Source organism: Nostoc sp. CHAB 5836 (genome assembly GCF_020829445.1).
Lineage (GTDB): Bacteria > Cyanobacteriota > Cyanobacteriia > Cyanobacteriales > Nostocaceae > Nostoc.
Window position 1 is genome coordinate 1 of the sequence record NZ_JAIVFV010000032.1, and the last position, 12,099, is coordinate 12,099.

Annotated in this window: 9 protein-coding genes and 1 pseudogene; all 10 read right to left on the minus strand. The window is 40.0% G+C overall.

All coding sequences use genetic code 11. The features are described 5' to 3' along the window. A pseudogene (locus LC605_RS09205) lies at positions 1-407 on the minus strand (hypothetical protein); the annotation flags it as partial. Beyond that, positions 356-976: a hypothetical protein gene (locus LC605_RS09210; RefSeq protein ID WP_229547258.1), complete on the minus strand. Its 621-nt coding sequence runs from the start codon at positions 974-976 to the stop codon at positions 356-358. The gene LC605_RS09210 and the pseudogene LC605_RS09205, both read right to left, overlap by 52 nt. Positions 977-1,466: 490 nt before the next feature. Continuing rightward, positions 1,467-1,796 carry a hypothetical protein gene (locus LC605_RS09215; protein ID WP_229547259.1) on the minus strand — a complete coding sequence of 110 codons (330 nt, stop codon included), beginning with the start codon at positions 1,794-1,796 and terminating at the stop codon, positions 1,467-1,469. Between the two features lie 73 nt (positions 1,797-1,869). Further along, entirely contained in the window at positions 1,870-2,178 is a 309-nt protein-coding gene (locus LC605_RS09220) for a hypothetical protein (protein WP_229547260.1), read from the minus strand. A gap of 118 nt (positions 2,179-2,296) precedes the next feature. Continuing rightward, on the minus strand, positions 2,297-2,485 hold the full coding sequence (locus LC605_RS09225; RefSeq protein ID WP_229547261.1) for a hypothetical protein: 189 nt from the start codon (positions 2,483-2,485) through the stop codon (positions 2,297-2,299). 531 nt (positions 2,486-3,016) lie between these two features. Then, on the minus strand, positions 3,017-3,277 hold the full coding sequence (locus LC605_RS09230) for a hypothetical protein (protein ID WP_229547262.1): 261 nt from the start codon (positions 3,275-3,277) through the stop codon (positions 3,017-3,019). Positions 3,278-3,479: 202 nt separating this feature from the next. Next, positions 3,480-8,288 (minus strand): CHAT domain-containing protein, encoded by a 4,809-nt coding sequence (locus LC605_RS09235; RefSeq protein WP_229547263.1) that lies wholly within the window; start codon positions 8,286-8,288, stop codon positions 3,480-3,482. Between the two features lie 743 nt (positions 8,289-9,031). After that, positions 9,032-9,586 carry a Uma2 family endonuclease gene (locus LC605_RS09240; RefSeq protein WP_229547264.1) on the minus strand — a complete coding sequence of 185 codons (555 nt, stop codon included), beginning with the start codon at positions 9,584-9,586 and terminating at the stop codon, positions 9,032-9,034. Positions 9,587-9,764: 178 nt separating this feature from the next. Next, positions 9,765-10,820, minus strand: coding sequence for a tRNA dihydrouridine synthase DusB (gene dusB / locus LC605_RS09245; RefSeq protein ID WP_229547265.1), 1,056 nt, complete (start codon positions 10,818-10,820; stop codon positions 9,765-9,767). Positions 10,821-11,398: 578 nt separating this feature from the next. Beyond that, positions 11,399-11,854: a cupin domain-containing protein gene (locus LC605_RS09250; protein WP_229547266.1), complete on the minus strand. Its 456-nt coding sequence runs from the start codon at positions 11,852-11,854 to the stop codon at positions 11,399-11,401. Between the last annotated feature and the right edge of the window lie 245 nt (positions 11,855-12,099).

The window sequence follows — 12,099 nt, forward strand, 5'->3', positions numbered from 1 at the left end:
TTACAGATTTCTTGTAATTTGTCTAATTCTATATCCTCCGGTTCGCGGTCTGTATAATAAGGTAGATCTGGGTTAGGAAAATAATCATTTGTTGAATCATCATATACTTCTGTGGGTATAGTTTTGGTAGTGCCTGTTTTTTTAAAAAGCCAGTCTTGTCGTAAGATTTCTGCGATACGTTTAATATGATATATTAGTTTTTCTCCAGAAAAATTAATATTTATTTGCTGCAACAAATGCAATATTTCTTGTAGTTGGCTTGGTGTTGGTTCAGAACAGCGTCCTTTTTGGCCTGTTTTTAGTCTATCTCGTTGGTAAACTGTTTGAAAAGCTTTGACAATTTCATAGTCTTCTGTTAAAAGAAGCCCAGATAGAGAACGAGGAACAGATTTACATAATAGCCCCAATCACTGGGAGTGGCTAACCCAAACTCCCACAAAAATGACTTGATTTCTTGATTCTGGCGGGTGAGTCTGGTAGTCCAATTATCTAAGCTTTCGTTAGAACCTAAGTTGGGATTAAATCTTTGCAAAATGTCAACGCTAAAAAATTCTGCGCCTTTTGCGATCGCTCTATTTGTGCCATCATGATGGTTTAAGATATATTGAGTTTTACCCTCACTATCTACAATCACCAGTGCTGTACCATCGTCGTTTAAAACGAAGGGAAGTAAATCGGTGTACCTGAAAAGGTTTTCTGCACTGACGTTGTAGATGTGAGGGATGGTTTTGCAGGTGATGAGAATTCTGTGTGAAACATAGCACCGCAAACAAAGCCCTGCGATCGCACGTTGGTAAATGTCATCATCTGAACGAAAAATTTCCCACAGAACTGTTTGAACTTGTTTATTTTCTTCTATCGATAGTGTGGGTTTATTGTTTAAGTGAGGGAATCGTATTTTAAAGAACTCTTTCGCCCTACTGATTTCTCTGTATTTTTTAAGCTGAACGTCTTCCCCAATAGAAAGTATCTGCATTTGCCAATATTTTGACGGTGACACCATAGTAATTTTAGTTACCTCAAGTCTCTTGAAAACATGACATTAACAGCGAAGCTTTAGCACCAGAGACTATTTTTATTTATCTTCTGGGGGCTAAACTATATAATATATAGAATTTATAGGATTTATTTTAGGAACCTATACACTTTTGCGGAATAGGAGGGAAAAGTTGCGGCTCCAAAACTCATTTGGAACTTTTTTACGGGATATCAACCATTCAAATCCATAAAAATAACCCTACTAGAAACGATTTTAGTAGGGGCTTTCTTAATTATTTCGATGGCGATTTATTCACTATCATCACTATCACCATTTGATTTAGTAAAACCAAAAAATGTACCCGTTCCTGTTAAATTTTTCCACGCCACTTGAAAATGTCAGCTAAGAGAAGTGTACTGTAAGTATTTGAGTTGATAAAGAAAAGTTACCAACTTTATGCTGGTGGTTTTTGATTATTAAACTGTGTTCATTGAATTAATCTATCCCCTAAATCAAAACCACCTTTTATCCAACTAACAACAGCACGTATTTGTTTTCTTTCGGTTTTCCCAGATCGAATGTATTCAATGGTTAGTTTAGAAACTATTGCAGCCATCGAGCTAGAAGATAAAACAATACCTATACCTGGTAAAGTAACTGTAAAAATAGTCATTAGTGAAAGTGAAAGTGTGCCTAGTCCTATAAGTTCTTTCACTATCTTCTTACCTGCTTCTAAATCTCCTTTTGTATAAAATTCATCTGCATAAAAACTTAAGTCCTCAATCAAGTTGGGCTTATCATTGTTCCTATAGTTCATATTTGATTTCTGCTATACATCGTTTTTTCTAAACCACCAGCTTTTTACACTGGTGGTTTTCTTCATTTAAAATCTATAACCACTTAAAAACATCATCTACTACGTTTTTGGCATCATCCAGTTTATTTGCCAAATTCTCTAGATCTCCTTGGTCATCCATATTTGATATTATTTTTCTAGGTAAACCTTTTACTTCATCAAATTGTCTTTGGAGATAAGCTTCATAAGGTTCTACTGGGTTACCATCATCATCCTTATCAAAGTCGCCTACGGTTAATTTGCCATCTTCCTCATGGGCGAGAATTCCGTCTTCTAGCTTATCTTCAAGCTGGTCGGGTAGAAATGAAAAAGCCTCATTAATTAAATCATCGAAAATCCCCATAATCCATACCTCAAGATTGTTGATTTGTTCAAATCAAATTGTCGCTGACTGACAATAATGTTTTTACCGAACAGATAAAAAGGTTACGAAAAATTTTCAGTCATATTTCACAGTGCTTCTATTCATTATCAGAAAAATCATCGTCAGAATCTGAAAAATCATCATCTATTCTTTCCAACTTTTCAAAACTACGTAAACTGTGTCTTTGCCTATCAAGTTCATAACGTTTCTTTTGGAGTTCCAACTTTTGCTTTTCAATTTCTAATCTTTGTTTTTGAAGTTCATACTCATCTCTGTTATTAGCCATAATCCTTACTCCTAATTTGCAAAAAAGCTGTACAAACTTCGACAGAAAGTGCAAGAGCTTAACCAAACTAGTTCTGGCTCATTACCCACAATTAGGGGGAAAAGTAGCGTATCTGGAACAAAGTGCCGTCCCAATACTGCTCGGTTAAGCCCAAAAACCTTAACCCGTGTAGGTTGGGTTGAGGAACGAAACCCAACATTTGGGGGGCTTTGTTGGGTTTCGCAGAGCCTCAACCCAACCTACGATTTTCCAAAACCTACGCAGTATTGAGTGCCGTCCATACTCTATTTTTCTGTTGAGCAGAAAGAGAAGCTTAAGGTAATTGTTTTCTCTGCTTCCACTTTTTAATAAGTTCAGGTTCAATCAACCTATACACTTAGTTGAAACTTTTCAGAAATTAAACAATTAGATTTGAGTCATTGCCCAAAAAATAAGAGCGCGATCGTGCTCCTGACAAAAAGAACATATGCTTGAAGTTTGAGTATTTAGAGAAAGGTACTAAATCCAAGTACTTGCATTTAGCAACTCTATTTATTTTCTATTGTTTCTATGGAAAGGACATTGCCAAGCATTCGGATTTTGTTTGCAGTAATTATCGTAATTTTGAATCCGCCTGATTGTACCTGCTGGATTTTTTGGTGGTTTGATTCGCGGTAATTTTCTAACATTCCTCACAACTGAACTTGTACCCTTCACAGCTGGATTTGCATATGAAGATGGAGCGCAAAATGCAATAGTTGCCATCGCAGATGTTGCAGCCAAAAAACCACACAAAAAGCGTTTATTCAGCATAATAAAAATCCTTTTTACTCTATTTTTCTGTTGAGCAGAAAGAGAAGCTTAAGATAATTCTTTTCTCTGCCTCCACTTTTTAATAAGTTCAGGTTCAATTAACCTATACACTTAGTTGAAATAGTTGATATAAATTCTTAGCGAAAATAAGAGCTACATTTATAACCCTTGACGGAAGTCGGCCACTGGTGCAAGATGTCGGTTAACGCTTCTGAGTGCCGATACCGTTACATAGAGTGCGATCGCTCTCATTAACATTAGAATTATTATTCAAATAATCACGTACCCAATCGCAACCCCGCTTCAACAGTTCCTCAAACGTTTCAATTTGCCATAACTTAGCAGTGCCATCAACTCCTACGGTGACTAATCGTTGACCATCTGGAGTAAAAATAACGTTCCAAGAATTTGCTGGAAATTCTGCCAACTGCTGACCCTGAAAATTCCATAAACGAACTGTGCCATCATCTCCAGTAGTAGCCAGTTGTTGACCATTTGGGCTTAAACTTAGACTTCTAGCCAAACCTTGATGGGCAGTAAATTTGAATAACTGCTGACCTTGCAAATCCCACAAGCGGACGCTACCATCATCTCCTGTGGTAGCCAATCGTTGGCTATTTGAGTAGAAAACGACACCATTAGTTCCATTTGGATGTCCAACTAATATTGTGTTTTTACCACTTTGCAAGTCCCATACACTGACCGACCCGTTGTTTCCTACAGCTGCTAACAGACGACTATCTAGGCTAAAGCTAAGACGTTCAAAGTGAGCGTTTGGATCTTCTAAAACCGAAGATTGAACTAATTTTTGACCCTGTAAGTTCCACACACTGACCGACCCGTTCTTTGCTACAGCTGCCAGCAAACGATTATCCGGGCTAAAGCTAAGACGTTCAAAGTGAGCGTTTGCATCTGCTAAAACTGGAGATTGAAATAATTGCTGACCCTGCAAATTCCACAAACGGATCACACCATCATCTCCTACTGTAGCTAGTCGCTGACCATCTGAGCTAAAACTGACTCCTGTGACTCGACCTTCATGAGCAGTAAATTTAAATAACTGCTTGCTTTGAAAATCCCACAAGCTAACAGTACCATCATCTCCTGCGGTAGCTATTTGCCTATCATCTTGGCTAAAACTAACTAAATGCCCTTTAATTGTTATTGATTCTTGACCCTGTAAGTTCCACAAACGGATAGTACGATCGTCTCCTACTGTAGCCAGTCGCTGACCATCTGGGCTAAAACTGACTCCTCTGACTTGACCTTGATGGTGAAAAAATTCTGACAGATGCTTACCCTGCAAGTCCCATAGGTAAACAGTGTCGTCATCTCCTGCTGTTGCTAATCGTTTACCATCTAAGCTAAAACTAATACTCCTGATTGCGCCTTTATGCTGAGAAAATTCTGACAACAGTTCACCCTTCAAGTTCCACAAACGAGTTGTGCCACTGCCTCCTCCAGTCGCTAGCAGCCGAGCATTTGGACTAAAACTAACAAACCAAAGCCCACGCCTAGCTCCTTGCCATTTATTTAATTCTCGACCCTGCAAATTCCACAAACGAACTGTGCCATCATCTCCACTGGTAGCCAATTTCTGACCATTTGGGCTAAAGCTAACACTTCTGACTGGATCTTTATGACCTGTTAATTTTGCCAGATGCTGACCCTGTAAATTCCATAAGCGAGTAGTGCCGTCACTTCCTCCGGTAGCTAATAACTGTCCCTTTGGGCTAAAACCAACACTCCAAACCCAACCTTGATCGTTTTCTAATTTTGCCAGTTGCTGACCTTGTAAATTCCACAAACGAGCGCCTTTTTCTCCTCCGGTAGCCAGCAACTGTCCGTTTGGACTAAAACTGATACTTCTAATCCAGCCTTGATTGCCGTCCCAAGTAGATAATTGCTGACCCTTCAAGTTCCACAGGGTGACAGTACCATCTCCTGTAGCAGTAGCCAGTATTTGAGCATCTCGGCTAATACTAATACTATGTATCTGTAGTTTTTTTTGCCAATCCAACAACTGCTGACCCTGCAAGTTCCATAGCTTGATAGTATCATGTTCTCCAGCAGTCACTAGATGTTGATTATCTGGGCTGAAACTGACCTCAATGCTATTGACATTTTTATGCCCGTTGAGACGATTATGTTCTTGTACTTGGTAAACAACTTTTTGCAAAGTTCCTTTAACTTTATCTTTGAGCGTGGTAGTTGGCGAAAATATTTGTAAGAGTGGCTGATTAAGTTTTTTTCCTGCGTGCAAACTGCTAATTAACGCATCTAACTTTTGATTAGAGACTAATAGTGCTTCAGAAGATTCCGTCAAGGCGTGAATTTGATTAATTTCTGAGTTTCTCCATTGAAAACCAGAAAAGATGGCGAATCCGGCAAAAAATATAGTTGTTATTGACGCTGCTAAGAGTTGTTGCTTTCTGCGTTCATTCTCTTGCTTAATTAGACGTTCACGTAGTTCAATACTCTGCTTGATGTAGTCTTGCTCATCTTGATTTAGGTCATCTAGACGTTCTTCTAGCCTTTCTTTGGCCTCTACCAACGCTGCACCACGCAACAAAGCACCTTCGTCATTACTAATTTTCCATTGTTGCATTGCTCCTCGCAGGCGCTCTTGCCAAGTGCGAAACTCCCGGTTATCTTGAATCCACTGGCGGAAAGTTCCCCATTCCCTAATTAACGCTTCGTGAATTATCTCTACCGTCTCTTCCTTGTTTTCGCTAGTCTCATCACAACCAGTCACCAGCAAACGCGCATCAGCTAATTGTTGCACCAAATCCCAATTTGCTTCCCCTACCTCTTTTCGAGTCGCCACACGTCGGGTATCCTCCGTACCTTCCCCAGGACACACTAACTGAATAAATATTTTTTCCGCCCGTTTTCTATCAACCTCACTCAGCACAACTACTACCGTATCGGCGTGGTTAGCCAAAGCTTTCTCTAAACCACCAATTTCTTGATAGGCTTCGTGGGTGAGAAACCATTTTCTTGGTTTGAGCCAAAGCTGCATCAGGGTAAACTCAAGTAAAGGTAAACGTCCCGATTCATTACCCAAATCTCTGATTAAAGTATCTGTCAACCCTTCCTCAAGTACAACCTTCATTTTTTGTGCTGGTTTTTCAACCGACCTACGCAACTCCTCCCGGTTCATGGGGCCAAGATTATAAATTCCCTGCTGCAAAGCATCGCTAAAAGGACGGTAAGATAAAGCATAGCCATAAAAATCTGCCCGCAGCGTCAGCACCAAGGTAAATCTAGGAGCGTGGTTGATAGCGTAGATTAATGCATTTAAAAAAGGCTGGCGTTCCTCTGGCGGTGCGAGGGTGTAGAGTTCTTCAAATTGGTCGGCGATGATTACTAGATGTGACCTCTCCCCTAACCCCTCCCCTGCGAGGGGAGGGGAACTCTTACTCCCCCCTTCCCTCGAAGGGAAGGGGGGTAGGGGGGTTAGGTTCTGATCAATACTTGCGATCGCATCACACAACTTTGTCTCATCATCCCGCAAGTCTACCTCTAAAACCATTTGGTCTAATCTGCGTTGTATATCTGTTGAATTTTCTTCTTGTAGTGGTGCTGGGGAATGACAATGATGATTTAATGCGATCGCTAAATTCCCAAGAGGATTATTCCCCGGACGAAAAGAAATAATCTCGACATTCCCAACTTTTCGTAAATTCGGAACCAACCCCGCAAACACCACAGAGGACTTCCCACTCCCAGATGCACCAACCACAGGAACCAAAGATTTACTTTGAACTGCTGCTACCAACTGATCAACAAACTTCTCTCGACCAAAGAAAAAATCTGCCTCTTCTTCCCCAAAGGCCGACAAACCCTGATAAGGACACTCAGGTAACTTCCCAGATAATCCACCCAAATCTGACCAACTAGGAGGAAGTTCTAGTGTATTCTTGCAAATAATCGGTAACCAACTCACTCCTGGTAGGGGTTTTTCTCCCTCAGACTTTTCTGTCAGTTCTTGTAATTTACCCCTTGCTTTCAAAACAGCAGTAAATAAAGAATCTCCACCAGCGTAAGAATAAAGAAAAAACTTGAGAAACTTGTGCGCGATTTTATCTGGTACTGGTTCCCGCCAAACTATGACGTAAGGTAAATTTAAATCTGCTAATCGTTGTGCTAAACCCAAACCATCACAGGAATTAAAAATAGCTAATTTTAAACCTTTACTAATTGCTGATTTTAAAGTGTTGGGAATTTCTTCTAAATCTAAACTATCGTTGGGATTAAGAGCAATTACACCTTTTTTCCCATCCTCTTGAGATTCACTGTGTCCCGCAAAAAACAAAATATCACAAGGCTCGTCCCAAAGTTTTTGAAGTGACTCCCGCTTTGGTTCTTTCAAAGAAATAATTTCTGCGCCTTGTTTTTCTAGCTGGATAATTAATTTTTCATCGGTTTCTGTATCCAGGTTTTTACTATCTCCAAAAATACTGATAATTTTAATTCTTCGGAAAATTTCCGACTTTAACTTATTTGTAGATACAGCCGTTTTTTGCAGGTAATCTTTAAAAGAAAGCGCTACTTCCGAGGAAGAATGTTGGTCAAATAAATAACATTCCTGCCAAGGTATGCGATGTAAAATGTTTTTTGTCGGTTCTGATGTAACTCCGTGCGTATTGACAATTAAACGAATATCAATATTAGTATTTGAAGTAATTGCTGGTTCTAACTGTAACTTAATTGGTAGTAGCCATTGATTTAGTTTTTCACGTAAAGACTTAGCATATTCAGAACAGATATCTGCGGATACATTTGTAACTTGGTTACTTTTAAAACCTCTGCTGTCAGATTGAACTAACAAGTTATAGGTTTTTTTCCAACGTTCATAGCTATTTGGAATTTCTTCGGCTGGAGGTAATTGGGTTTCTAGTTGCGTGGTATCACTTTGAGTAGAAAAAGCATTTATCTGAAGTTTGATTTTACTAAATCCCTGCTCAAAATCACCATCGCCAAATTGCAAATTTACCCATACTTCCATAAACCACCGTTGAAATTAATTTACCAAGGTGTCTTAACGCTCTTCTATGACTCTGGAGAGAGAATAATCCAAGCGATTAGAAATCGCGGCTACACAAACAAAGTCCGCCTACGCGGACTAACGCCAAAATAGGGTTTCAAATTTAATCTGAGGAGAGGAATAAAAGAGCGTTAATCACTTATTACTAAAGTTTAGATTAAAAGTGAGCGATCGCTAGCAAAGCCATCCCCACTTACTGAGAGGATGTTTTAAAAGTTCTCTGGTCGGTAGCAAAACGTTTTAGATCCCCCTAAATCCCCCTTAAAAAGGGGGACTTTGATTCCGGTTCCCCCCTTTTTAAGGGGGGTTAGGGGGGATCTAAAAGTGCCTAAAATCACAGTGAAATACTTTTCAAACATCCTCTTAGACTGGTGAATTCATTCTGAGGCGGGCTAGATGAGAATGAAATAGCCCTGAAATCCCCCGATGAATTGCGGGACTTTGATTCTTCCCCCAATTTATCAGAGAGTTAGGGGGGATCTAAAAGTGCAAAGATACAGCCAACCACTTTTAAAACATCCTCTGGTATAAAAGTTAACAAAAGTTTGGCGGAGTAATTATACAGACATTCAGTAGATCGAAAACTTTTAAAAATTGACGAAATCATAAGGGTTTCAGGTGTATTTACGTTTCGTAATATAGTTTAGTTTATTCTTGCCGACCTACTTATAATTTAAAATTATTTAACTAAAGCGATCGCCTTTTCAACCCAACAATTCGTCTACAACTACGCTAAAACCCAGTAATACTTTTTGAGTACTAACCACATCACCAGCTTTAAACCCCAAAACCTGATTATCAGTCATTACAAAAACTAACTGACTTTCAGGAAATACTAGCCAAATTTCCTCGCAACCAGACTGCAAATACTCCTGCGCTTTGAGAAATAAGTCTTCAGCTAAATCGGTGGGTGAAACTATCTCAGCAATCAACGGAAAACTCTGTGGTAAAGTGGGAACATTACCAAACTGAGCTACCAAATCCGGCGTCAGATAAGCCACATCAGGACGACGACCTTGTTTATATGTGCGACAAGGTACTTCAGTGTAAACTTTCCCACCTTGCTGATTGGAGTTAATGTAACTTCTCCAGGAAAAGTAGATGTTGCCTTGAATTTCGCTATGTTTTAATGTCATCCCTGTTTTTTCTACTAGTTGCTCATCTACCCACTCCATCCCCTCTGGAGGATTTGCTATGAAGTCTTCTAATGAGAGGATTTCAGGGACGGATACAACATCTTTGTGTTTGGAAACTAACATTGTGAGCCTCCACTTTGGCTAGTTAAATATACAAAGTATAAGTAGATCGACGCAATTAAAGTTAACTGGCTAAGGCTGTCATTTGTCATTTGTCATTAGTAAGGGTTTTAAGCTTATTTACGTTTCGTAACATACTTGAGTTTTTTCGCACCAACGTACTTAGAGTAATATTCATTTTTCAAAGCATTACCAAACTACTTTGCGTTTCTTCCTCTAATTCATAACCATTAGCTAATTTTTCAATTGCTTGGTCAATCATTGCCAAACCTTGATCTACCTTTTCAACTAAACTTAACTGTCCTCGGAGTTCGGCAGCACCAACGAAACCTTTAGCATACCAAGTCATGTGCTTACGTGCTTGACGCACACCGCGATCGCCTTTATATTCCCACAAGGCTTGTAAATGATCTCTTGCACATTCCAAGCGCCCAATTGGGGTTGGTGGCGGTAATATCTCACCAGTTTTGAGGAAGTGATCAATTTCTCCCACCAAAAACGGATAACCCAAAGTCCCACGGGAACACATTACACCATCAGCCCCAGTTTGCTCTAAACATTTCACCGCCGCTTCCACGGAAAAAATATCTCCATTCCCAATCACTGGGATAGAAAGCACTTCTTTCACACGGGTAATCCATTCCCAACGAGCATTGCCATTGTATCCTTGGGCACGAGTGCGCCCATGTACCGTAATCATTTTCGCCCCTGCATCTTCCATCCGCTTGGCAAAGTCGAGAATAGTAATTTCGTTGTCATTCCAGCCAATACGGGTTTTTACTGTCACAGGTACATCAACAGCTTTCACTACTTCTTGCACAATTGCCTCTGCCACTTCCGGTTGTCGCAACAGCGAAGAACCACCACCATTTTTAGTGATTTTATTTACCGGACAACCCATATTAATATCAACAGTATCAGCACCTTCTGCAACTGCCTTGATTGCTGCTTCTGCCAGGAAATCTGGACGACAATCGAATAGTTGAACGCTAATTGGGCGTTCATTGGGGTCTACCTCCATGATTTTGGGTAACTGCTTGACATAATGCAACCCTGTAGCATTTACCATTTCGGTATACATCATCGAATCTGGCGCATAGCGACGCACAATCCGGCGAAACACCAGATCAGTTACTCCAGATAGAGGCGACTGGAGAACCCGACTTTTTACCTCAAATGAGCCAATTTTGAGGGGTTGGGAGAGTCTAGCTTGGAGAAGGGGAGAGAGCGAAATCATACAAAAAATTAAAATTTGTGACCTGGGAAAATAGCAAGTATATTTAGAGATACTGTTAATTTTAGCTGAAACAGCAAGAAGCCCCACGTCTCACTTTTAGGAGCGTGGGATGAATTGCGAGTGAGTTGACGACAGTTTCCCGACCCATGCGACAGCGCGGTCGGGAAACATGGAGAAAACGAACAAATCTAAGTTAAAATTAGCAAATAGGGGCGGCAGGGCATTCCGTCTCTCTAATAAAGCTCATCGCCTCCTAAGCAATAGCCGGATTGGGTGAGAAGCCTACACTGTACTGTACTCAGTCAGTGTAGAAGTATGTCACTTGATATATCTTGACTTATCTGACAATTCAAGTAATCTGGAAAACCTCTCTCTAAATCTCTCTCCTTTTAGGAGAGAGACTTTGAAGCAGAATTGGTATTATAGACATCTAGTGAAATTAAATATGCGTTACCCAGAACCCTTGTTTTGACGTAGCACTGCTACGTCAAAACAATTCTTTTCCACTCCTATGTCTTACGAATTACGTGAGGGTAGTGGTAGCGACGCAGGAGCGTCATTACGAATTCCGAATTATTTTAACAAGGCATCAAAGCATTGAATCTGCCCAATACTGCCATGTCTTCTGCATCTAACTCCGTCGGAATACCACTGCGAATTAGTTCCGAAAAGTCTTCATTGGGAACCATAACGGTCAAAGTGTACAAGCGAGTAGAACCAGTATTTTTAATCAAATGAGTACCAGTAGGAGGCACTAATAAACTATCTCCAGCTTTGATTATGGCACTCTTGCCGTCACACATAGCGATCGCTTCCCCTTTGAGGACAAAAAACATTTCCACGGCCCACTGATGGCGATTTGGCGGTGTTTGTCCACCAACATCAAAAATTTCTATGCAGCAAGTCAAAGAAGTATTCGCATTTGTCGAATCGAAGATAATTGCTAATCGATTAGAGTCGTTGGGACTGATGCGATATACTTGGTAATCTTTGGGAGATTTGATCACCGGAATTACACAACGAGTAGCGTACATTTATTTATCCCCTCTGAAGTTATCGATGGGTACGAAAATTCCTAAAATCCAAGTCCTGAATATTGAGTTGTTAGTTGTATCTCTAAATCACAAGTAGGTCGGCGCAATTAAAGTTAACTGGTGATGGTCGTCATTTGTCATTCGTCATTGGTAAGGGTTTTTGGCGTGTTTGCTTTTAGTAATATAGTTTGGTTTATTCCCGCCTACCTACTTAGAATTTTAGATTTTAAATTTTGGATTTGGGA